The organism is Bradyrhizobium sp. USDA 4532, assembly GCF_024171315.1.
Lineage (GTDB): Bacteria > Pseudomonadota > Alphaproteobacteria > Rhizobiales > Xanthobacteraceae > Bradyrhizobium > Bradyrhizobium australafricanum.
The window spans coordinates 3,391,823-3,413,785 of sequence record NZ_JALJZN010000001.1 but is presented as its reverse complement, the minus strand read 5'-3'; the positions used below and the strand labels follow the sequence as shown (position 1 = coordinate 3,413,785).

The following is a 21,963-nucleotide window of genomic DNA, read 5'->3' as shown; positions in this document are numbered from 1 at the left end:
AATCGCCCCGGGCCATCTGGCGCAAGCAGACGCTGCGCGTGCAAAGCATAGCCCGGAGAAGCGTCGCCCCCTTTTGTCGAGACGAACGTCCCCGAACTCACCCAAAGACAAATCCGGCTGCATCGCTGGCGCTCCTTCGAATCAAAGCGCCAGTGAGAGAATCATACAACATGCTGCAGAGACGCCACTTCTTGCTGCACCGAGTCAATCTGTCGCGCCCCAAAACCGTGTAGACACGCTAGTGCTTTCGCAGGGACGACAGTTGTGATGCGGCACGTCATGTGCATCAAACGAGCGAGGAGGGCCTTTGGCGAGCACAGCGCTTTGGGCCCTCTGACCTCGCAATGACGGTGGAAGGTATCTTATCCCGCCAGCACCGCATCCGCGCCGGTCACCGCCTCGGCGCTTTCGGTCACGGTCTTTTCCAGCGACGGCGCCTGCACGGCGATGTTCTCGGCGAAGAAGCGCGCCAGCGCGACATAGCGCTGCGGCTCGGCTTCGCCGTTCGCCTTGGCGGCCAGCGCTTCGCCGGCGAGCATGCAGCCGCCGAGCGTTGCGGCGAACAGCCGCAGATAGGGCGTTGCGCCGGCCAGTGCCTCGTTCGGCGCCGAGGCGAGGCGCTCGAGCAGCCATTTGCTGGTGCGCTCCAGCGCGGCGTGCGCGTCGCGCAGCTTGGCGCCCGTGGTGCCGAACGCCGGATCGTTGGAGGTCTCGACCTGCTTGATGACGGCAGCGAGCTCGTCCAGCAGCGCCCAGACCGAGGCGCCGCCATTGGCGCCGAGCTTGCGGGTGACGAGGTCGATCGACTGGATGCCGTTGGTGCCCTCGTAGATCGAGGTGATGCGGGCGTCGCGATAATGCTGCGCGGCGCCGGTCTCCTCGATGAAGCCCATGCCGCCGTGGATCTGCACGCCGAGATAGGCGACCTCGTTGCCGATGTCGGTGGAGAAGGCCTTGGCGATCGGGGTCAGCAGCGCGCCGCGGGCCGCGGCCTCGGCGCGCACCTTGGCGTCCCTGGCGCGCACCGAAACGTCGAGCGCGACCGCGGTGGCGTAGCAGATCGTGCGCGCCGCCGCCGTCATGCTGCGCATCTGCATCAGCATGCGCTTGACGTCGGGATGCACGATGATCGGATCCATCCCGTCGCCCTTGTGGCCGATCGCCTTGCCTTGCCTTCGCTCCTGCGCATAGGCCAGCGCCTGCTGATAGGCGCGGTCGGCAATGCCGACGCCTTCGAGGCCGACGCCGAGGCGGGCCTGGTTCATCATCGTGAACATGCAGCGCATGCCCTGGTTTTCCTCGCCGATCAGATAACCGATCGCGCCGCCCTTATCGCCCATCGTCATGGTGCAGGTCGGCGAGGCGTGCATGCCGAGCTTGTGCTCGACGCCGCTGGCATGGATGTCGTTGCGCTCGCCGAGCGAGCCGTCGGCATTGACCAGGAATTTCGGAACCAGGAATAGCGAGATTCCCTTGGTGCCCGAGGGGGCATCGGGCAATCGTGCAAGCACGAAATGCACGATGTTGTCGGTCATGTCGTGCTCGCCATAGGTGATGAAGATCTTGGTGCCCTTGATGCGGTAGGTGCCGTCGGGGGCGCGTTCGGCGCGGGTGCGCAGCGCGCCGACGTCGGAGCCGGCATTGGGCTCGGTGAGCTGCATCGTGCCGGTCCACTCGCCGGTGACCAGCTTCTCGAGATAGGTCTTCTTCAGCTCGGCGCTGCCATGGGCATCGAGCGCCTCGATTGCCGACAGCGTCAGCAGCGGGCAGAGGCCGAAGGCGACGTTCGACGCGCTCCAGATCTCGGTGCAGGCGGCGTTGACCGCGAGCGGCAGGCCCTGGCCGCCGAATGCTTCCGGCCCTGAGACCGCGTTCCAGCCCGCGGCGGTCCAGCGGTGGTAGGCGTCGGGCCAGCCCGGCGCGGTCGTCACCTTGCCGTTGTCGAGCTTGATGCCGTGCTCGTCGCCGACACGATTCAGCGGCGCCAGCACATCGGAGGCGAACTTGCCGGCTTCTTCCAACACCGCAGCGGTGATGTCGCCGTCGAAATCGCCGTAGTGGCCGGCCTCCACGGCGGCAGCGAGCCCCGCACCGTGATTGAGGGACAGCAGGATATCGTTGATCGGCGCACGGTAGGTCATGGCGTTACTCCCGACGAAGCGTTTGCAAATTGTCATCCCATGAAACCGGCGGCCTCTCAACAGTCCGAACGGACATCGCACGGTCTGTTTCGGCCACCGCGGCGTCGCCTTATAATAAGAGTACCGTCATCATCCTGCGGCTTTCGTGCCTTTTCGATCGCCGCCCTGTTGAAATGGCGGGACTCACCCTATAGACCGACGTGGCCTTCGATCGGCGCGTTGGGGCGTAGCCAAGCGGTAAGGCAGCGGATTTTGATTCCGCCATTCGGAGGTTCGATCCCTCCCGCCCCAGCCAGCAAGCAAGCCGTTGATTTCAAGAGAGGAATCGTTTTTTGCCGGCCGCCCCCGCCGCCATTTCGGGCGGATTGGGCCGGCTTGGCTGGAAATTTGTGCCGCTTTCGCTTCCATGGCGGCGGGCGACAAGCCCCGAGTCGCCCGGAGATCCAGGTCGACGGGCGATCGTAATCACGACATAACGACGGATCTGACGTGGCGAATACCAAAAAGGCCCGCGCTGCTGCTGGCGCGAAGAAGAAAAGCAAGGGAGCGGCGCGTTCCGGGATCTCGTCTTCCTCACCGCTTGGCATGCTGGCGCTCCATCTTCTCGAGCAATGGAAGAAGTCCGGCCGGGACGGCATCGTTTTCCTTGCGGAAAGCGAGAACAGGGCCGAGCGCCTGGGCAGCGTGCTGCATTCGCTCGATCCCTTGCTCGAGGTGCTGGTGTTCCCGAGGCTGAATACCTTGCCCTTTGACGGGCTGGAGCCGTCACGAGAGATCGCCGGCCGGCGCAGTTCGGTGTTGAGGCGCCTCGCCCGGAGCAAGAAGCCGGTCTTCCTGGTGTCGACGGCCGAGGCGATCATGGAGCGGTTGCCGTTGCCCGCCAGCTCGGCGCGCCTCAGCATCAGCCTGAAGGTGGGGGCGGGCTATTCCGAGCAGGAACTCAAGGATCGTCTGGAAGCTCTGGGATACGATCTCGACGAAGAGGCGGATTATCCCGGCAGCGCTCTGTTCCACGGAATGACGTTCGAGGTATTTCCCGCGGGCGCGCTGGGGCCGTTCAGAATTGAGCATTCCGGTGGCGTGATCCGCAGAATCGCCGGTGTCGATCCGGACGAGCACGACGTCGTGTTCGACGCGGAGGAACTGCACATCGACCCGATGTCCGAACGGATCGCGTTGGGCGGCAAGCGGGCACAGCGGGCGGCGCTGCCGGATTATTGTCAGCGCGCGCGCTGGATCGCGGACGCCGGCGTTTCGGGCCACGCCGATAGCTGGCTGAGCACGATCAAGGAGGCGGCCGGCCGCAGGGAGGCGGAGCGCGAGTATCTGGGGCCCGCTGACTGGAAACGGCTGACCAAACGGATGAGCTCGCTGCCCCGAAAGGCAGCTTTTACCGCCACACCTGATTTCTCGAAGGTCGCCTCATCGCGGAAGGCTCTTCGCGCATTTGTCGCCGACACCGGGCGCGCCGGATCGCGGCTGCTGTTTGTCGCGGCGGTCGAAGATGACCTGCGCGCGATGGAGCGAATGAGCGGGATCAAGGTGGAGCGCTTCGCCGACTGGAACGAGGCGGCGAAGGGGCGGGGCGGCGAAGGCGCGCTGCTGGCCGACTTCGACACCGGCTTCATCGGCTCAGGGCGCAAGCCGCTCGTCGTCGTGACGGCGACCGACGTGCTCGGCAGCAGGGCGCATCATCCGCAGCCCATGGCGCGAGCCTGGAGCTCGGCTTTCGATCATCCCGACGTGCCGGAGCGCGGCGCGGTCGTCGTGCATCTGCAGCGCGGGCTGGCCGTGCTCGATGGCTTGCAGACCTTCGATATGGGGAAGGGATCATCGCGCGAGATGATCAGGCTGGCATTCGCGGGGGATGATGCCGTCCTCGTTCCGCCGGCCGATCTTGCGCTGATCTGGCCGTATGCCGCGGAGCTCGGCAAGCTGGCATTGGACAGGGCCGATGGCAGTACGTGGTGGACGCGGCGTGGCAAGGCGGAGCGGGAAATCCAGACTGCCGCCAAGGCGCTTGCCAAACACATCGCGCAACGGCGCCGCCGGCGCGCTCCCAAGCTGGTCGCTCCCGGTCCCGCCTATGAGCGGTTCGTCGCGCGCTTTCCGTATTTCACGACCGTCGACCAGGCGAAGGCAATTCGCGACGTCCTCGATGATCTGGCGTCCGGTCATCCGATGGATCGGGTCGTCTGCGGCGACGTCGGGTTTGGCAAGACCGAGGTGGCATTGCGCGCGGCGGCGGCCGTTGCGCTGTCGGGCAAGCAGGTCGCCGTCGTCGTGCCGACGACTGTTCTGGCAAGGCAGCACGTTGCAACCTTCCGCAAACGGTTTGCTCCGCTTGGCATCGAAGTGGGAAGCCTGTCGCGGGCGACGTCGGCTCCGGAGATGAAGGAGACCAAGGAGGGCCTGCGAAGCGGCAAGATGAAGGTCGTGGTCGGCACGCAGGCGATCGCATCGAAGGACGTGAGGTTCGCCAAGCTGAGCCTGGTCATTGTCGACGAAGAGCAGCACTTCGGCGCGGCCGAGAAGGCGAAGCTTTCAGGGCTAGCGAAGGGCGCCCATACGCTGTGGATGAGTGCCACGCCGATTCCGCGCACACTTGCGGCGGGCCTTGCCGGATTCAGGGAGCTGAGCGTGATCGCATCCCCGCCCGTTCATCGGCTTCCGGTCGCGACCAAGATCGCTCCGCTCTCGGACGCCGCCATCGCCGCAGCATTGCTGCGCGAGCAGCGACGTCACGGGCAAAGCTTTCTGATCTGTCCGCGCATCCAGGATCTGGATCCGATGCTGGCGCGCGTGCAGTCGATGGCCCCGGAGCTCCGTATCGTCTGCCTGCATGGCAAGCTACCCGTCGACGAAATCGACGATCGAATGATGAGCTTCGTCGAAGGCGAGGCGGACGTCCTCCTGGCGACCAACATCGTGGAAAGCGGTCTCGACATCCCCCGGGCGAACACCATCGTGGTCTGCTGGCCGGAAAAGTTCGGTCTGGCACAGCTCCACCAGCTCAGAGGCCGGGTGGGACGCGGCGGGACACGAGCCTTCGCATACATGCTGACCGAATCCAGTTCGGAACAATCCGGGAGGCGTTTGGCCGTTCTGGAGGAGTTCAGCAGACCGGGCGCCGGTTTTGCGATCAGCGAGCGGGATCTCGACCTCAGAGGCGCCGGGGATCTGCTTTCGGAGCGGCAATCCGGCCACGTGCAGGTTTTCGGTCCGGTGCTCTACAGCCACCTTCTGAAGCAAGCCTCGGAGAAGACCAACGACCGGTCCGCCGATATGTGGGTGCCCGATCTCAACCTTCCGCTCGCGGATCTGCTGCCCAGGAGCTATGTGCAATCGGAATCCGTGCGGCTTGAAATCTATGGCCGTGCCGCGAGGTGCCGGAGCGAAGACGATCTGGAGGATCTCGAGGAAGAGACCTCGCGCCGCTTCGGCAGGCTGCCGTCGGCGGGGCGGGACTTCTTCGCCGCGGCGAGGCTCAGGATCGATTGCAAGCGGCGAGGGATCGTGAGGCTCGATGTCGGCCCGGAGGCCGTCGCGGCGACGTTCCTTCCCGGGAGGCTGCCCAAATCCAGAGCACGTTCGCTCCAGCGCGACGGCGATCGCGTGTTCTATTCGGACAACATACACGAGCCGCCTTTCGAGCGGATCGAGGATCTCCTGGACATTTTGGACGAGTGAGGGCGACGCGGCTCCGTCGGAGACGAGCCTTGCGGGTGCGCCGCGCGCAGTAGAGATATTTCAGCGCGCCGGAGCTGCGGAGAACAAATCGACCGATTCTGCGCGCTGACATCCCAGTGACATGTAGCATCGTTACTGCACATGCGTGGCGAACCGCCCGCCGTCATTCGGCCTGCTCCGAGCCATCGGAAAGCCCTTCCAGGCGCGAGTCGACGGTATTCAGGGCGGGTTATGTTGTTCAAATCGCGGCGTTTTGGGCCGAAACGTCGTGCCCGGATACCGGAATCAGCGCTGCCGAAGCCGGCTTCAGCAATCGCTTTCTCAGTAGGACTACGCGTTTTGCACACCGTTCCGCGTGGTGTTGCCCAATCTTGTGCCCGATAGCGGTAACTGAAATATTCGTATTTTGTTTCAATGGCTTGCGGAAATGCCGCAATTCAAAAGTCCGTGATATTTGTGCAACATTTGCCCGAAAACAGCCGCAACTCGCCCCAAACCGAGCGGTCTTTTGTTGCGTGATCGGGGGCCTTCTGTCTCATATGGAACTACGACGGAGGGGGGCATCCCGAGGTCGTCCCGTTCTAGGTGGTTCGCTTAAGTCCCTCGCGTTCATGCGGGTGTGTCCGAAGACGCGAAGCGACTAAGCGGGGATTTAAGGGACAAGGGAACCAACCTGAGGGTGTTTTACCCGGCGGATCCGGAACCTTCCCTGAGATAGAGCAACTTGGAGGTTTAACATGAAGATGGTTAAGAGCCTTATCCTCGGCTCGGCGGCGGCTCTCGTCGCGGTCGGCGGAGCTCAGGCGGCCGATCTTCCCGTCAAGGCCAAAGCGGTCGAGTACGTGAAGGTTTGCTCCCTGTATGGTCCCGGTTTCTACTACATCCCGGGCACCGACACTTGTATCAAGCTGGGCGGCTACCTGCGCGTCGACGTTCTGGCGAACACCAACTCGGACCACACCGGCAACACCTCGGGTGCTGGTGGTGCGAACAACCGCTTCACCAACGGCTACACCTGGCGTTCGCGTGAAGATCTGAACATCGATACGCGCACCGCGACCGAATACGGCGTGGTCCGCACCTTCTTCGATGCGACGTTCTCCTGGACGACAGACAACTATGCCGGTCTGGGCAACGGCTCGACCGTTTACTCGCCGATCGGTACGTCTGCGGCTCCGAACAATGCCGGCTCTGGTAACGTCGCCGCTGGTACGGTCGGTGTCTACTACGCATTCATTCAGTTCGCCGGCTTCACCATCGGTAAGGCGGTCTCGCAGTTCTCGGCTCCGTGGGCCAACTACCCGGGCAACAGCTACGACGGTCTCGTCGGCGGCGGCGGCACGATCACTGGTGTGAACCAGTTCACCTACACCGCGCAGTTCGGCAACGGCGTGTCGCTGTCTTTGTCGGCTCAGGACCAGACGGCTTACTATCAGGCTGGCGTGGTCAACCTCGGCGCGCCGGTCACCTTCGGCGTTCCCGGCAACACCAACGTGTTCGGTATCAGCGACTACGCCGGCACGATCGCTCCGGATCTCGTCGCGATGCTGCGCGTCGATCAGGCCTGGGGTCTGTTCCAGGCATCGTTCGCCGCGCATAACAACCACGCGGCCTACTACGGCGGCACCGAGTTGACCGGTCATCCGGACGACAAGTGGGGCTGGGCTGGTGCGTTGGCCTTGTCGATCAAGAACATCCCGACCGGACCTGGCGACACCATCAACTTGCAGGGTGTCTACACCAACGGTGCAACCCGCTACAACATCCAGGACCTCGCCGGTTCGGCTGGTGGCAACACCATCTTCGGCGGAACCAACGTTCCGGGCGCCTATCAGAGCATCGGCTTCGGCATCGCGCCGGACTCGATCTTCGTGACCGGCGGTCAGCAGCAGCTGATCACGACCTACGGCTTCCGCGGTGCCTACGTGCACAACTGGAACCCGAACTGGAACACCAGCATCTACGGTGCCTGGGCCCAGGTTAACTACAACAGCACGGCCAAGGGCTACATCTGCGGTCCGGCCGGCAACGGCGTGGGTGGCTCGCTCAGCAACTTCTTCGGTGCTGGTTCGGCTCTGACGTCCTGCAACCCCGACTACAGCATCGCGCAGCTCGGCACGCAGACCCAGTGGACCCCGGTGAAGAACCTGACCTTCTCGGCCGACTTCACCTACACCCGTCTGGACCAGAGCTTCGCCGGTACGGTCGCCTTCCCCGGCAGCCCGACGATCGGCAAGCCCGGCGCAATCTACGAGCTGAAGGACCAGAACACCTACATGTTGCTGCTCCGCGCTCAGCGCAACTGGTAATACCGGTTGATCTGATTGCGATCTAACAGAGCCCCCGGCGCGAAAGCGCCGGGGGTTTTGCTTTGTGATATTGGTTCTGGCACGTCACGCGGCGAGCATGTCGCGCACCATCGGCACCACCTCGCGGCCATAGAGCTCGATGCTCTTCATCAGTTTGTCGTGCGGCAGCGGGCCCGCCGAGTATTTCAGCTGGAAGCGCGCCGCGCCGAGCGCCTTGACGGTCGCCGCGATCTTGCGAGCAACGGTTTCCGGCGCGCCGACATAGAGCGAGCCGTGCTCGGCCTCGGCCACGAACTCGTCGCGGCCCATCGGCGGCCAGCCGCGCTCCTTGCCGATACGGTCGCGCATGACCTTGTAGTCCGGCCACAGCTCCTCGCGTGCCTGCGCGTCCGTCTCGGCGACATAGCCCGGCGAGTGCACGCCGATCGGCTTCGGTTCGCGGCCGAACTGCTGGTAGGCCCGCTGGTGCAGGTCGACATAAGGTGCAAAGCGCTTGGGATCGCCGCCGATGATGGCAAGCATCAGCGGCAGGTCGTAATGCGCCGCGCGCACCACCGATTCGGGACTGCCGCCGACGCCGATCCAGGTCTTCAGCCGGCCGTGCTCGACCGGCGGATAGACCGACTGGTTCTTGAGCGGTGGCCGCAGCTTGCCCTGCCAGGTCACCGGCTCCTGCTTGAGCAGTTCGGTGAACAGATCGAGCTTCTCCTCGAACAGCTCGTTGTATTGCCTGAGGTCGAAGCCGAACAGCGGGAACGACTCGGTGAAGGAGCCCCGGCCGAGGATCACCTCGGCGCGGCCGTTCGAGACCGCGTCGACCGTGGCGAAGCGCTGGAAGACGCGGATCGGATCGTCCGAGCTCAGCACGGTCACCGCCGAGCCGAGGCGGATGTTTTGGGTGCGTGCCGCGATTGCCGCCAGCACGGTCTCGGGCGAGGAGATCGCAAAATCGGCGCGGTGGTGCTCGCCGAGCCCGATGAAATCGATCCCGAGCTGATCGGCCAGCACCGCTTCGTCGACGACGTTGCGGATCACCTGGGCATGGGGCAGCGGCGTGCCGGCGGCGTCGTTGGTGACGTCGCCAAACGTATCAAGCCCGAATTCGACGGAGGTCGTCATGGTCAGTCCGGTTGTCGGCGTGGCGGAGCATCCGCCACGGGCCACCCATCGCACGCAGGCCGAAAGGCCGGGTTGCTGCGGATCGATCCGCAAGCCTGCGCTGTGGAGCCTTGGGTTGGAGATAGATGGGAACTATTGCCGGTTCAGCGGGCCGGCAAGGTCACGCCGCGAAACGCAGCGTTTCCAGGCCCGATATAGAGCAGCCCGCGGCAATCAGCCCGGGACCACCAGGAAGCCGGCGCGCGGGAAATGCACCACAACCTCGCCGACGCGCTCATCCGACCGGCGGATCGCGATGTGTTGCGCCGACAGCGAAACGATCTCGCCACGCACCGGGATCTTGCCGTAGTCATCCGGCATCACGGCAACGACGTCGCCGGGCTTGCGACCGTTCGGGTCGGTGGGGTCGCCGAACACGGGCGACTCCGGCCGCGCCTTCGCCGCGATCTCGAGCGCGTCGGCCGACGACATCTCGGTGCGCGTGCCGTGGCCGATGGCGCGGATGCGCTCCTCCCATGCCACAACGCGCGGAAAGGAATTCATGATCTCGTCCATCGTGGCGAGGCTCTGCCGCGCGTACCACACGTTCATGTAGGCGCTGACGTCCGCGAGGCTGAACTCGCCGAACAGCCACGGCCGGCCGTCGCCGAGTTGCGCCTCGATCCAGTCGATATTGGCGCGGAACTGGTCGCGCATCTGCGGCAGCGCCGCGGTCATGGCGGCGACGTCGAACTTGCCGCCGCGCAACTTCTCGCGATCCTCGATGAAATCCCGCGGGACCCTGTCGCCGACGAAGCCGAACACGAGGTTGACCGTGTTCTGGAAGAACGGCCGGTCGGCCCACATGCCGAGCGCCCAGGGCACGCCGGCATTGCCTGCCGGAAACAGCGTCGGCGTCGGGTAGCGCCGCTCCAGCTCGCGGATGATGATCTGGGTGTCACAATAGATGTCGGCGCCGATCTGCATCGTCGGCGTGCGGCGATAGCCGCCGGTCATCGGCATCAGGTCCGGCCGCGGCATGATCCGCGAGATCCGCACCGAGCTCCAGGCGAGCTTCTTGAATCCGAAGATGATGCGGATCTTCTCGGAGAACGGCGATTGATCGAAATGGTGCAGGATCGGCGTGGGCTGCGACATGGCCTTCTCCCGGGACAGGGTGCGATCTCGACGGACCTTGCCGCATAAGCTGACAAGATTCCGGCCGATCGCAACCTATATTCACGGGCGGGAGGGCGGCGCAGCGCGTTCAGAACTGCTCCGCCCACGGCCGCAGGTCGAGCTCCAGCGTCCAGGCGCTGCGATGCTGGTGATGCAGCACCCAATAGGCGTCGGCGATGGCCGCGATGTTGAGCATGCCGTCCGGCCCGCGCTCGTCCTTCAATTGCGGACGCATGTTCAGCAGGCGGTCGCCCTCGATCCCGCCATCGACCACGACATGGCCGACATGGATGCCCTGCGGCCCGAATTCCCGCGCCACGCTCTGCGCCAGCGCGCGCAGCGCGGCCTTGGCGGCGGCGAACGGTGAGTAGTTGGCCTTGCCGCGCAGCGAACCGCTGGCGCCCGTAAAGACCAGCGTGCCGCCGCCGCGCGCAAGCAAAGCGGGGATCGCGGCCTGTGCCAGCTGGAAACCGCCGAGCGCGTGTTCGCGCCAGTGCTCCTCGAAGCGCTGCTCGCTGACCTTCAGAAACGGTGCCGGCCGGTTGGAGCCTGCATTGTGCACAGCCATCGCGAGCGGTGCGAGCCGCTCGGCCGCCGCGACGAAGCGCGCGACGTCGGCCGCCGTGGAGGCGTCGCCGACCACATGCGCGACCGTTGCGCCGCTTGCGGCCAGCTCGGCCGCGGTCGCGGCGAGCTTGTCGGCGTTGCGGCCGGCGATCGCGACGGGATAGCCGCCGGCGGCAAAGCGACGCGCAATCGCGGCGCCGAGGCCGTTCGACGCGCCGACGCCGGCAATCAGCACGCTTCCTTGTACGGCGGTCGGCTCGAGGGCGGATCGGTCGTTCATGGCTTGCTCCATCAAGGTGCCCGCGGCGCGGGCGAAATCATTCGTCGGACGCCATCGCGATGATGCTGTCGCGCACGGTGCGCAGGACGGCATCGGACCGCTTCTGGTCGGTGAGGACGCGCGAGATCGCCAGCGCCCCGACCATCGCACTCACCGCGAGGATTGCGTTGCCGTCGTCATCGTCGCCGAACGTCTCGGCGACCTTGGCGATGAAGGATTCGATGTGCGGCTCCATCACCGCGCGGCACTGCGCATCGGCGCGACCGACATCCGAGATCAGCGCGCCGATCGCGCAGCCCGACTTGGGCGAGTCGCGATGGGCGCGGCTGAGATAGCTCCGCACCAATGTGTTGATATTGCCCGGTTTGTCGGGATCGCGCGCCGCGTGAGCCGACGCTTCGCCTGCATGCAGCGCTTGTTCCAGAGCCGCGGCGATCAGGTCGGAACGCGAGGCGAAGTGCCCATAGAAACCGCCATGGGTCAGCTTCACCTGCTGCATCAGGCCGCCGATGCTGAGCGCGTCGAGGCCCTTGTCGCGGATCTGCGTCGCAGCCTCGTTCAGAATACGCTCACGGCTCCTGGCCTTGTCGGCCTGGGAATGGCCCATCTCGCCTCGCCCCTGTTTGACTCTCTTTCTGGATTATGACCATCATGCATCTGGATGACAACCATCATCCAGAAATTATCCAGTCACAAAGCAGGGAGGAACTGATGTCCGGCAGCGCGAGCGAAGGGCGGGTCCGCCACGAGCGGCACGACCACATCCTCAAGATCATCATCGACAATCCCGCGAAGAAGAATGCCTTCAGTCCGGAGATGATGGCTGAGGTTTCCGACGCGCTGACGCTGCTCGACAATGACGACGGCCTCTGGGTCGGGGTGCTCTGCGCCGCCGGCGGCAGTTTCACTGCGGGTCTCGACATGCCGAAATTCTTCGGTCCGACGGCGACGCGCAAGCCGCTGCCGGAGGGCAACGTCGACCCGTTCGGATTGTCGAAGCGCTGCCGGAAGCCGATCGTCACGGCGGTGCAGGGTATCGTGTTCACCGTCGGCATCGAGATGATGCTGGCCGGCGATATCGTGATCGCCGCGGACGACAGCCGCTTCTGCCAGATGGAAGCCAAGCGCGGCATCGCGCCGCTGGCGGGCGCGCATTTCCGCTATATCAGCCGCGCCGGGTGGGGCGATGCGATGTATCACCTGTTGCTGTGCGACGAGTTCACCGCCGCCGAGGCGCATCGGATCGGTCTCGTGCAGGAAGTCGTGCCGGCGGGCCAGCAGGTCGAGCGCGCGATGGCGCTCGCGGAGATCATCGCGCGCAATGCGCCGCTTGGAATCCAGGTGACCAAGGAGGCGGGCCGCAAGTTCATCGAAGCCGGCGAGCAGGCGGCAATCGCGATCATTCCGCAGATCCGCGAACGTGTGCTCAACACATCAGATGCGGCCGAGGGTATCAAGTCGTTCGTTGAGCGCCGCGCCGCGGTGTTTCAGGGACGCTAGTTGCGTTCACGATACGTGCTCGAAGAAGCTGTGACAATGATGTCGCAGCTTCTTGATTTCGATCACGACAATGTAGCAGCGACTCTTGTCGAGATTCATCGAATCAGGGAGATTCGATCCATTCATTAAATTCTGTTTCGTCCTGCTTTCACTCAAGCGTCCGGTATGGATTCCCATGACAAACGCACGAGTAATAGTTGTCGGAAATAACAAGGGCGGCTCGGGCAAGTCGACAATTGCCATGCATATCGCCATCACGCTGATCAAGGCGGGTCAGCGCGTCGCTACCATCGATCTCGATAACAAGCAGAAGTCGCTGACGCACTACGTCGAGAACCGGCGGGACTGGGCGCGGGAAACCTCGCTGGATCTCGGCGTTCCCGCGCATATGTGCTTCGAGACGGTGAGCGGCAGGAGCGGCGAGGTCGAGACGCTCGGGCGCAGCGCGCTTGCCGAGATCGTCGAGCGGCTCGGCCGGTCGCACGATTTCGTCGTCATCGACTGTCCCGGCCATGACACCTATCTGACGACGTTCACGCATTCGCTGGCGAACACGTTGATCACGCCGCTCAACGACAGCTTCCTCGATTTCGACGTGCTCGGCACCGTCGATCCGAACGAGTTCAAGGTGACCGGCATCAGCCACTATGCGAAGATGGTGGAGGAGGCGCGGCGCCAGCGCAGCACACACGATCAGCCGGCATTCGAGTGGGTGGTGCTGCGCAACCGCCTCTCCACGCTTGGGTCACGCAACAAGCGCTTGGTCGGCGAAGCCTTGAGCGAATTGGCCAAGACGCTGAATTTCCGCCTGGTCGATGGCCTGGCCGAACGCGTGATCTTCCGCGAATTCTATCCGCGCGGACTGACGGCGATCGACGACGTCAGCCAGCTCGCACTCGGTAGCCGGCCGACCATGTCGCATGTCACCGCGCGGCTCGAGATGGAGCGGCTGATGACTGCCATCATGCTCGGCCATCTGGTGGCGCGCCCGCCGGAATCCTCCGACGCCAGCCGCGACGCGGCGTAAGGCGACGTCGGGCCGCTACCGGCAATTGGCGTTGCCGGCGTCGGCGACGATCAGGAACGTGATCGTTCTGGGTGCGAAGACGATCGTTCCGGCGACAGCCGCGTCGCTGTTGAGGGCGGGGCTACGGTCAGAGGTCCCGAGCAAGAGCGTCGCGCCATTGAGCTGAACGTTGCCGTCGGCAGGCTTTTCGCTCGCGAGCGTGTAACGTTGCGAGGCGGCTGAGAGCGTGAGCTTGTGCCGCATCCGCCGGTCATTGTTGATGACGAGCAGGGCTATTCCATCAGGCATGTCGCGCGCGCAATGCGCATAGACATGGAAGCCGTGACGCTCCGCGATACCGGCATCGAGCACAATGGTGCCCATCAACCGCCGCCACAGCAGCGCAGCCCAATAGTTCGGCCGCGGCAGATGAGTTCGCTCGTCCAGCAGCCCGTAGTCGCTCGCCGCAAGCGTGTTGTGCATCACCACCTGGACGCCGGCCTTGGCCAGCCGTCCGAGTTGATCGAGGTAACGGAACGTGTCGGTGAAGGTCGCGGCCAGGCGATTGCCGCCGCATGCGGTCTCGGCCGTCTCGGTCAGCCAGATCGGCTTGCCCGGCGCAAGCTGGTCGCGCAGCGTCTCGTAGAGGGCGAGGCTCTCGCCGGTTCGCGCCATCCATTCGTCCGACAATGCATGCCTTGCCCTGCGATCACCGCCGCATCGCGCCGACAGCGCGCCATAGTGATGATAGGAGACCGCGTCGACGCCGGCTGCCGATGCGGCGAAAAGCGCTTGGGCCTCAGCGCCGGTGCCGATCGTGCCGGGGCCGAGGATCGTCACGTCGGGCGCGGTGTCCTTCATGAAGGCGCGGAACGCTGCAAAATCCCGGCCGTAGGCCGCAGCATCGTAGCGGTCAGGGGCGCTGCCGATGGTCGGCAGATCGGGCTCATTCATGAACTCGGCTGCGGCGATACGCCCGCCGGCCGATCGCGTGAAAGCGAGAAGTTGCCGGGCCTGCTCGGGGCTCCATTGCCCCGCGGCGTCACGCGCGCCCGCGCTGATCGCAAAGGACGTGACGATCGGAGCGTCGACGGCACGCGAGAACTCGATCACGTCCCGCCACTGCCGTCGCGTCAGCACGCCGTTGAAGCCGGCCGGCGGTGCAGCCGGTGGCGTCTCGGAATCCGCAAAGAACGTGCTGTTGGCCCAGGTGCCGCTGACGCGCAGATAGGCGGGTGAGAGGGCTGCGGCGAGCTTGCGCAGCCTGCCATCGTGCAGGTCGATCGGAGCGCGAGCTGCGAACCGCTCCGTTTCTGCACGCCGGCGCGTGGCGGCGGTTGCATAGGGCTTCCAGAACTGTCCGCCGGTCACCTCGACCATCTCGACGTTGTAGGACTGAAAGCGCGGGTCGATGGTCGCGACGCGCGGCAGGGTCGCGACATTCAGGGCGAGCTCTGCCGCGGCCGCCTTGGTATGCGCGAAGGCTGCCATGGCCGAGACGGCGGCGAGGCATCGAAGCGGATAAGCCCAGCGGTCGCGCACAAGTCCTCGCGGCGTTCCGGATTGTGGGCGTTCAGGATGCCGCCGCGGCCTGCTTGAATCAATGCGGGAGCGCGCCTTGCGGCTCGTTCGCGATACGATCCCACAGCGCGCGGATCATGTCCTTCATGACCAGCGCATCCTGCCAGCGGTCGGACAGTTCCCTGCCGTCGGGCCCGGTGATGGCATAGGGCGGGGGACCGAGCTCGCACAGGAAGGTCAGGGTCGCGTCGGGACCGGCACGTTTCCGCCAGGAGCGGATACCGTAGTCCCACCAGCCCATAAACAGCGACACCCAGCCCTGGTGCTGCGGAAAGCCGAGCGAGACCTGCACCTGCTCGCGGCTCGCGATGCGGCCGTGGATGCCCCAGGCATTGTCGAGGATGCGATGGATCATCGCGTGGTTGACGTCATCGACCGGCCAGGCGAATTCGCGGCCGACCAGATAATGCGAGAGATCGGCGGTGAGCCGCAGATCGGGAAAGCAGTCGAGCAGGTCGAGCATGAAGAACAGGTCGGTCGTCATGCGGTCGCGATGGGTCTCGACATGCACGGCGATGCCGGCCTCGGCAGCAAGCCACCGCCAGCCTTCGAGCAGGGGAATGCAATCCGCGAGCCGGCGCGGCCGAACGTCCGGCTGCAGATTGACGTGATCGGCGCCGAGCCGGGCGACCAGCTCGAGCACCGGTTTCAGGCCGCCGACGCTCTTCGGGTAGCATTGCGCCTGCCAGATCATGCCATGCGCGCGAAGGAAGCTCGTCGCCTCGCGCGCAAAGACAGGATCGATGAAGCGCACGCCGGCGCCGTCAAACCCGGCATCGCGGATCATCGCGAGCTGGGTTTGCAGCGGCCATTCGCCCTCATCGGCCAGCCGTCGCTCCATCGCCCAGAGCGACTGCAGGACGCGCAGTTGCTGCGCCACCGGTCAGGCCCGCGCCGGGATCGCCGTGGGCAGCTCGGCCTGTTCGCCTTCGTCGGCGGCGATATTCTCCTGGTAGGTCTCGGGCCCGATCCAGATCGCAACGACGGTGCAGGCGGACAGGAACATCGCGTAGCAGGCGACCGGCCACCAGGTGCCATAGGCCGCCACCAGTGCGGTTGCGACGAACGGCGCCGGACCACCCGACAGCAGCGAGCCGAGCTCGCGGGCGAAGGCAAAGCCCGCGAAGCGGCGTTGCGGCGGGAACAGCTCGGCGAAATACGCCGCCTGCGGCCCGAACATCGCCGCCGTCACCACGGCGCGCGCCAGGATGAAGGCGAGCGCGATCATGATCCACTCCTTGGTGCCGACCATCCAGAAGAACGGGAAGGCGAGCGCCACGCCGGCCAGCGCGCCGAACATGTAGACCGGCCGCCGTCCGATCCGGTCCGACAATGCCGCGAAGCCGAGGATCGCAAACAGTTCGACCGTGAATGCCAGCATCAGCGCGCTGAGCGCCTCGGCTTTCGGCACGCCGAGCGTGGTGATCACGTAGCTCAGCCCAAACACCGGGAAGAAATAGCCGAGCCCGTTTTCGGCCATGCGGGCGCCGAGCACGACGAAGAAGTTGCGCGGGTGCCGGCGCAATGCCTCCATCGCCGGATTGCTCTCGACCTTGCCGCGCGCGACCACCGCCTCGGTGTAGACCGGCGTCTCGGTGATGCGCATGCGGACGAAGATGCCGACCACGATCAGGAGGAAGCTCGCCAGGAAGGGCAGGCGCCAGCCCCAGCTCATCAAATCCTCGCGCGGCAGCATGGTCACCAGCGCGAAGGCGCCGGCCGCGAGCAGGTTTCCGACGGAGACGCCGAGCGGCGCGAAGCCGCCCCAGAAGCCGCGATGCTTCGGCGGTGCGTTCTCGACCAGATAGATCACCGCGCCGCCATATTCGGCGCCGGCGCCAAGGCCCTGGATGACGCGCATCGCGACCAGGAGGATCGGCGCCCAGATCCCGATCTGCCCATAAGTCGGCAGGAAGCCGATCGCGGTGGTGCCGATGCCGATCATCAGGAGCGTGGAGACCAGCACCGGCTTGCGGCCATAGCGATCGCCGAGGATGCCGAACAAAAGGCCGCCGAACGGCCGCACCACGAAGCCGACGCCGAAGGTCAGGAACGACAACAGCGTGCCGACCACCGGATCGCTCTTCGGAAAGAACAATTCGCCGAACACCAGCGCGGCGGCGGTGCCGTACAGGAAGAAGTCGTACCATTCGAGCGCGGAGCCGATGCTTGCGGCCAGGATCACACGCAGGCGCGATGTGCGAGCGCCATCTCTTGCCATCTCGGTCATTCGTTTCCCCGTTGTTTTGGTTTTTATGGTCGTCTTGATCGGGCACGATCTCCGCGTTTGTCGCGGCGGATCGTGCTCGTGAAAGCAGCAATGCCCGCGGCCTGGCCGCGGGCATTGTGGTCGGTCTTAAGCGGCGCGCGTGAAGTAGGATTTCTTCGACGCCGACTGGGTCTCGTAGATCGATCCCTGTCGCTTGGCCGGCGGCAGTGGCATCCGCACCGGTACGTCGGTGAGCCGCGGCGCGACCACCGGAGGCCCCGCCAGCAGGCGGCTGTTGAATTCGTCGAAGTCCTTGACGCCCGTCAGCGGCCAGGCGTCGCTGGCGGCCACTTCATAGAGCAGCAGGTTGCGCGGCCGGTTCGATGTGTTGGTCGCCGAGCCGTGCAGCGCGCGCACGTGATGGAACGACATGCTGCCGGCCTTGCCCATGCAGGGTACCGCGCGCTTGATGTCGTCCTGAATCTGGTCGGGATCGATCAGGCCTGCGAAGTGGCCGTCCTCGCCGTGATGATCCCACATCGTGGCGCCGGTGTGCGACCTCGGCGTCACCAGCATCGGACCGTTCTCGATATCGCAATCGTCGAGCAGCACGCCGATCGCGAGGATGTCGTCATTGGTGTGCGGATAGAATGCCCAGTCCTGATGCCACTCAACCGGCGAGCCGTATTGCGCCGACTTCATGTTGAGCTTGGAGCCGTGCAGGCGAAGGCCGGGGCCGATCAGCTTGGTGAGGATCGAGATCACGGCGGGGCTGCGCACGATCTCGTCGAAGATCGGGTGCACCTTGTGCGGCGCCTTGATGCGGCGGACGCGCGGATTGTCAGGCGAATGGCCCGGCTCGAGGTCGTAGACGTCGGTGTGCTCGCTCACGCTGGCGGCGCCGGCCACGAGCTGCGCGAGTACGGTGCGCACCTTCGCCAGGGTTTCCTGGTTGAGCACCTCGGGGACCACGATCACCCCGTCGCGCTTGTAAGCCTGGGCCTGTTCGTCCGAAATCATGCCGTTTCTCCCTTTTTGTTCCATGTTAGCGCTAACATGAGGTGATGCTAGCGCTAACATCATGGCTTGGCAACCCGGAATCGTGCAGGCTTCGGCCCATGAGCTCCGAACTGACCGCCCCCGGGACCGGCCCGGCCGGTGCCGCGCCCACCCTTTCAGAGGTGGCCAAGCGCGCCGGCGTTTCCTCGATCACGGTGAGCCGGGTGGTGCGGATGCCCGACCTGGTCGCGCCGGAGACCCGGGCGCGGGTCGAGCGGGCGATGCGCGACCTCGGCTATATCCCGAACCTGGTGGCGGGCGCGCTGGCGAGCGCACGGACCAATTCGGTCGGCGTGCTGGTGCCGACCATCGCCAACTCGATCTTCGCCGACACGGTGCAGGGCCTGTCCGACAAGCTCGAGCCGCTCGGCGTTTCCGTGATCCTGGCGCAGTCGCGCTATGACGCGGCGCGCGAGGACCGCATGCTGGCGGCGCTGCTGTCGCGGCGGCCCGAGGCGATCATCATGGTCGGCTCGCCGGCGACCGAGGAGGGCAGCCGCCTGCTGCGCAATGCGCGCATCCCGATCGTCGAGACCTGGGATCTGCCGGCAAACCCGATCGACGCGGTCGCGGGCTTCGACAATTACAAGGCCGGTGTCGCCGTCGCGAAGCATCTGGTCGCGCAGGGCCGCAAGCAGCTCGCCTTCATCGGCGGCGACGATCCACGCGGCACGCGCCGCTGGTTCGGCTTCAGGGACGAGGCACTGGCCGGCGGCCTTGCCGAGCCGCGCCGGTTGATCCTGGACCGCAAGGATTCCGGCAGCGTGGCGGCGCACGCACGGCTGCCTGGTGTCGATGCGGTGTTCGCCGCCAACGATGCGCATGCGATCGGCTTTATGTCCGGGCTGCGCAAGGCCGGCCTGCTGCGCGACGGGCCTGCATCGGCGCAGCCGGTCGCCGTGATCGGCCTCGGCGATCTCGAAATGGGCCAGCTGATCTCGCCGACCCTGAGCACGATCAGCGTGCATGGCGACGCGATCGGCCGTACCGCGGCGACGCTGACGCTGGAGCGCGGCGGCGAGCGCCGCGTCGATCTCGGCTTCGAGCTGGTGCTGCGCGACAGCGGCTAGTGTGCTGAATGCGAGGTTCGTGCGATTTCGCGGCAGCCACTTTCACGAACTTCGCATTCATAAAGCACACTAGAATCATAAGTTTGCTAGTGTCCTTATCGAATCCGAAGTTCGCTCCGAAGGTGCGGCAAATGATGCGAACTTCGGATTCGGGACACTAGCGCGCCTCGCCCACGGTGCGGGCGGAGGTGCTCGTTTCTTTCCGTGCCTTCACCTTGCCGCGACCCCGGCGTCGACCGCCTCGAGCAAGGTCACGAGGCCCCGCAGGATGGCGATCGGCGAAGGCGGGCAACCCGGAATATGGAGATCGACCGGAACAACCGCGGAGACTCCGCCAACCACGGCATAGCTGCCGGCGAAGCATCCGCCATCCCTGGCGCAATCGCCCGCAGCGACAACCCATTTGGGATCTGGCGTCGCACGGTATGTGCGCTCCAGCGCCTCGCGCATATTCTTGGTGACCGGACCCGTGACGAGCAGCACGTCGGCGTGACGGGGCGAGGCGACGAACCGGATTCCAAATCGTTCGACGTCGTAATACGCATTGCTTAACGCGTGTATTTCCAGCTCGCATCCGTTGCAGGAGCCTGCATCAACCTCGCGGATCGAGAGGCTGCGGCCGAGGCGTCGTCGTGCGGTGCGGCCGACCATGGCCGCGAGCTCCGCGAGCGCAGCGTCGTCCGGGCGCGGCGCCTGCTCCGTCAATGGCTGGCGAAACAGGCTCTGGAACAGAAGTTTGCGCATCGCCTCGAGCCCTCAGAGATCCTGCCCGGAATAGGAGCAGTTGAACGACTTATTGCAGAGTGGGAAGTCCGCCACGATGTTGCCTTCGATGGCCGCCTCGAGCAGCGGCCACTGAAACCACGACGGATCGCGCAGATGGCATCGCTCGATCCGATCGCCGTTCAGGCGCAGCCAGGCCAGGATGTCGCCGCGGAAACCTTCGACGAGCGCCATGCCTTCGCAAGGCTCCGCCGTATTGCGCAGTGGCACTTGCACCGGGCCGGCCTCGAGGCCGATGAGGATCTGGTACGCCAGCGCGAGACTCTGCTCAACCTCGCGGATCCGGATCCAGACCCGGGCGTTGACGTCGCCGTCGCTGAGGACGGGGACTTCGAAGCGGAGGCCATCATAGGGGAGATAGCCGGGCTTGCGTCGGGCATCATGATCGCGGCCGCTCGCGCGCCCGACATAGCCCCCGGCGGCGAATTGCCGGGCGAGCGTTGGAGCAACGATGCCGGTGCTGACGGTGCGGTCCTGCAACGAGGCAGTGTTGTCATAGAGCTCGACCAGCGCAGGGAAATGCCGGCGGATCTGGTCGAGCGCGGCCCGGATCGCGTCGGCTCCATGGCCGGCGATATCGCGCGCGACGCCGCCGGGAACGATGAGGTCGCGCATCAGGCGGTGGCCGAATCCAGCGTCGGCCGCGCGCAGCACGGATTCGCGTAGCACGGCGCAATGCGCCTGCATCAGCGCAAACGACGCATCGTTGCAGATCGCGCCGATATCGCCGAGATGATTGGCCAGCCGCTCGAGCTCGGCCATCAGCGCGCGCAACAGCAATGCGCGCGGCGGCACGGCAATCCGCTGCGCGGCCTCGACGGCTTGCGCGAACGCCAGCCCATAGGCGACTGTGCTGTCGCCGGAGACCCGGCCGGCGAGCCGCGCGGCCTGCTCGATCGTGCTGCCCGTCATCAGCCCTTCGACACCCTTGTGGGTGTAGCCGAGCCGCTGCTCGAGGCGGACGACCGTCTCTCCGCTCGCGGTAAAGCGGAAATGCCCGGGCTCGATGATGCCGGCATGCACCGGACCGACTGCGATCTGATGCAGGCTGTCCCCCTCGGCCGGAAGGAATTGATAAGGCGCTGCGTCCGCCGATGCATCGCGATGTTCGCCGAGCGGGAAGCGCGTTTGCCAACGGCCGTGATCAAGCCAGGGACGGGAATCCGGTGTGTCTGTCGCCTGCAATCCGAAGAGGTCGTGCAGGGTGCGCTCCAATCGAAGCGCCGACGGATGATGGGCCGCAACCGAAGGAAATTGGCGATCGGGACAATCCAGGCTGATCACGCCGATATCGGACGTGCGGTCGTCGAGGACGGCCATGTGCACGCGCGAGGGCTCGCCCCACAGCCCGAGCAGGCTCAGGCCGCCATCCGCAAGCGCGTGAGCGGCGGCGCGCCAGGTATCGCCGTCGACCACGGCGCGCGGCCATGGATGATGTCGTTCGATCCTGTGGCCCGCCCGGATCAGATCGATCAACCTCGGCATATCCTG

At 65.4% G+C, this 21,963-nt stretch carries 17 protein-coding genes and 1 tRNA gene; 6 read left to right on the top strand and 12 right to left on the bottom strand.

Annotation, left to right across the window (positions count from 1 at the left end; translation table 11 throughout):
* Positions 1-362: 362 nt before the first annotated feature.
* On the bottom strand, positions 363-2,141 hold the full coding sequence (locus tag J2R76_RS16125) for an acyl-CoA dehydrogenase (RefSeq protein ID WP_057015231.1): 1,779 nt from the start codon (positions 2,139-2,141) through the stop codon (positions 363-365).
* A gap of 220 nt (positions 2,142-2,361) precedes the next feature.
* Here J2R76_RS16125 and J2R76_RS16120 point away from each other — a divergent pair.
* From J2R76_RS16120 to J2R76_RS16110, 3 genes are all read left to right on the top strand, one after another.
* A tRNA-Gln gene (locus tag J2R76_RS16120) sits at positions 2,362-2,436 on the top strand.
* Between the two features lie 290 nt (positions 2,437-2,726).
* Positions 2,727-5,831, top strand: coding sequence for a DEAD/DEAH box helicase (locus tag J2R76_RS16115; RefSeq protein WP_253626012.1), 3,105 nt, complete (start codon positions 2,727-2,729; stop codon positions 5,829-5,831).
* A 737-nt stretch (positions 5,832-6,568) separates the two neighbouring features.
* Positions 6,569-8,140, top strand: a complete 1,572-nt coding sequence (locus J2R76_RS16110; RefSeq protein ID WP_057015232.1) for a porin — start codon at positions 6,569-6,571, stop codon at positions 8,138-8,140.
* A gap of 84 nt (positions 8,141-8,224) precedes the next feature.
* Here J2R76_RS16110 and J2R76_RS16105 read toward each other — a convergent pair whose 3' ends face one another.
* The 4 genes from J2R76_RS16105 to J2R76_RS16090 form a co-directional block, all read right to left on the bottom strand.
* A complete protein-coding gene (locus J2R76_RS16105; RefSeq protein WP_253624168.1) occupies positions 8,225-9,259 on the bottom strand; it encodes an LLM class flavin-dependent oxidoreductase in 1,035 nt (344 codons plus the stop codon).
* Positions 9,260-9,472: 213 nt separating this feature from the next.
* Complete coding sequence (locus J2R76_RS16100) at positions 9,473-10,396, bottom strand: glutathione S-transferase family protein (protein WP_253624167.1); 924 nt, start codon at positions 10,394-10,396, stop codon at positions 9,473-9,475.
* A 109-nt stretch (positions 10,397-10,505) separates the two neighbouring features.
* Entirely contained in the window at positions 10,506-11,264 is a 759-nt protein-coding gene (locus J2R76_RS16095; RefSeq protein WP_057015277.1) for an SDR family NAD(P)-dependent oxidoreductase, read from the bottom strand.
* Positions 11,265-11,301: 37 nt separating this feature from the next.
* Entirely contained in the window at positions 11,302-11,871 is a 570-nt protein-coding gene (locus J2R76_RS16090) for a TetR/AcrR family transcriptional regulator (protein ID WP_057015234.1), read from the bottom strand.
* A 104-nt stretch (positions 11,872-11,975) separates the two neighbouring features.
* On the opposite strand from J2R76_RS16090, the gene J2R76_RS16085 reads away from it, so the two are divergent.
* Complete coding sequence (locus tag J2R76_RS16085) at positions 11,976-12,764, top strand: crotonase/enoyl-CoA hydratase family protein (protein WP_253624166.1); 789 nt, start codon at positions 11,976-11,978, stop codon at positions 12,762-12,764.
* 6 nt (positions 12,765-12,770) lie between these two features.
* Here the strand turns inward: J2R76_RS16085 and J2R76_RS16080 are convergent, their stop codons facing one another.
* Positions 12,771-13,007, bottom strand: coding sequence for a hypothetical protein (locus J2R76_RS16080; RefSeq protein WP_168857948.1), 237 nt, complete (start codon positions 13,005-13,007; stop codon positions 12,771-12,773).
* On the opposite strand from J2R76_RS16080, the gene J2R76_RS16075 reads away from it, so the two are divergent.
* The gene (locus J2R76_RS16075) at positions 13,006-13,791 is read left to right on the top strand and encodes a division plane positioning ATPase MipZ (protein ID WP_253624165.1); all 786 of its coding nucleotides are present in this window, start codon (positions 13,006-13,008) and stop codon (positions 13,789-13,791) included. The two genes, J2R76_RS16080 and J2R76_RS16075, sit on opposite strands and share 2 nt — an antisense overlap.
* 15 nt (positions 13,792-13,806) lie before the next feature.
* Here the strand turns inward: J2R76_RS16075 and J2R76_RS16070 are convergent, their stop codons facing one another.
* The 4 genes from J2R76_RS16070 to J2R76_RS16055 all read right to left on the bottom strand — a co-directional run bounded on the left by J2R76_RS16070 (position 13,807) and on the right by J2R76_RS16055 (position 18,580).
* Positions 13,807-15,312, bottom strand: coding sequence for a hypothetical protein (locus tag J2R76_RS16070; RefSeq protein WP_253624164.1), 1,506 nt, complete (start codon positions 15,310-15,312; stop codon positions 13,807-13,809).
* Positions 15,313-15,370: 58 nt separating this feature from the next.
* Positions 15,371-16,231: a sugar phosphate isomerase/epimerase gene (locus tag J2R76_RS16065; RefSeq protein WP_253624163.1), complete on the bottom strand. Its 861-nt coding sequence runs from the start codon at positions 16,229-16,231 to the stop codon at positions 15,371-15,373.
* A gap of 3 nt (positions 16,232-16,234) precedes the next feature.
* The gene (locus J2R76_RS16060) at positions 16,235-17,581 is read right to left on the bottom strand and encodes an MFS transporter (protein WP_076824407.1); all 1,347 of its coding nucleotides are present in this window, start codon (positions 17,579-17,581) and stop codon (positions 16,235-16,237) included.
* 126 nt (positions 17,582-17,707) lie between these two features.
* On the bottom strand, positions 17,708-18,580 hold the full coding sequence (locus tag J2R76_RS16055; RefSeq protein ID WP_253624162.1) for a phytanoyl-CoA dioxygenase family protein: 873 nt from the start codon (positions 18,578-18,580) through the stop codon (positions 17,708-17,710).
* A 98-nt stretch (positions 18,581-18,678) separates the two neighbouring features.
* On the opposite strand from J2R76_RS16055, the gene J2R76_RS16050 reads away from it, so the two are divergent.
* The gene (locus J2R76_RS16050; RefSeq protein ID WP_057015239.1) at positions 18,679-19,689 is read left to right on the top strand and encodes a LacI family DNA-binding transcriptional regulator; all 1,011 of its coding nucleotides are present in this window, start codon (positions 18,679-18,681) and stop codon (positions 19,687-19,689) included.
* Between the two features lie 210 nt (positions 19,690-19,899).
* Here the strand turns inward: J2R76_RS16050 and J2R76_RS16045 are convergent, their stop codons facing one another.
* A complete protein-coding gene (locus J2R76_RS16045) occupies positions 19,900-20,433 on the bottom strand; it encodes an NADH-quinone oxidoreductase subunit B family protein (RefSeq protein WP_057015240.1) in 534 nt (177 codons plus the stop codon).
* Positions 20,434-20,445: 12 nt separating this feature from the next.
* The gene (locus J2R76_RS16040) at positions 20,446-21,957 is read right to left on the bottom strand and encodes an NADH-quinone oxidoreductase subunit C (protein WP_253624161.1); all 1,512 of its coding nucleotides are present in this window, start codon (positions 21,955-21,957) and stop codon (positions 20,446-20,448) included.
* Positions 21,958-21,963: the final 6 nt, after the last annotated feature.

Coding starts and splice junctions, on each gene's coding strand:
- J2R76_RS16125 (WP_057015231.1), bottom strand. CDS start 2,141: ATGACCTACCGTGCGCCGATCAACGATATCCTGCTGTCCCTCAATCAC.
- J2R76_RS16115 (WP_253626012.1), top strand. CDS start 2,727: ATGCTGGCGCTCCATCTTCTCGAGCAATGGAAGAAGTCCGGCCGGGAC.
- J2R76_RS16110 (WP_057015232.1), top strand. CDS start 6,569: ATGAAGATGGTTAAGAGCCTTATCCTCGGCTCGGCGGCGGCTCTCGTC.
- J2R76_RS16105 (WP_253624168.1), bottom strand. CDS start 9,259: ATGACGACCTCCGTCGAATTCGGGCTTGATACGTTTGGCGACGTCACC.
- J2R76_RS16100 (WP_253624167.1), bottom strand. CDS start 10,396: ATGTCGCAGCCCACGCCGATCCTGCACCATTTCGATCAATCGCCGTTC.
- J2R76_RS16095 (WP_057015277.1), bottom strand. CDS start 11,264: ATGAACGACCGATCCGCCCTCGAGCCGACCGCCGTACAAGGAAGCGTG.
- J2R76_RS16090 (WP_057015234.1), bottom strand. CDS start 11,871: ATGGGCCATTCCCAGGCCGACAAGGCCAGGAGCCGTGAGCGTATTCTG.
- J2R76_RS16085 (WP_253624166.1), top strand. CDS start 11,976: ATGTCCGGCAGCGCGAGCGAAGGGCGGGTCCGCCACGAGCGGCACGAC.
- J2R76_RS16075 (WP_253624165.1), top strand. CDS start 13,006: ATGCATATCGCCATCACGCTGATCAAGGCGGGTCAGCGCGTCGCTACC.
- J2R76_RS16080 (WP_168857948.1), bottom strand. CDS start 13,007: ATGGCAATTGTCGACTTGCCCGAGCCGCCCTTGTTATTTCCGACAACT.
- J2R76_RS16060 (WP_076824407.1), bottom strand. CDS start 17,581: ATGACCGAGATGGCAAGAGATGGCGCTCGCACATCGCGCCTGCGTGTG.
- J2R76_RS16055 (WP_253624162.1), bottom strand. CDS start 18,580: ATGATTTCGGACGAACAGGCCCAGGCTTACAAGCGCGACGGGGTGATC.
- J2R76_RS16050 (WP_057015239.1), top strand. CDS start 18,679: ATGAGCTCCGAACTGACCGCCCCCGGGACCGGCCCGGCCGGTGCCGCG.
- J2R76_RS16045 (WP_057015240.1), bottom strand. CDS start 20,433: ATGCGCAAACTTCTGTTCCAGAGCCTGTTTCGCCAGCCATTGACGGAG.
- J2R76_RS16040 (WP_253624161.1), bottom strand. CDS start 21,957: ATGCCGAGGTTGATCGATCTGATCCGGGCGGGCCACAGGATCGAACGA.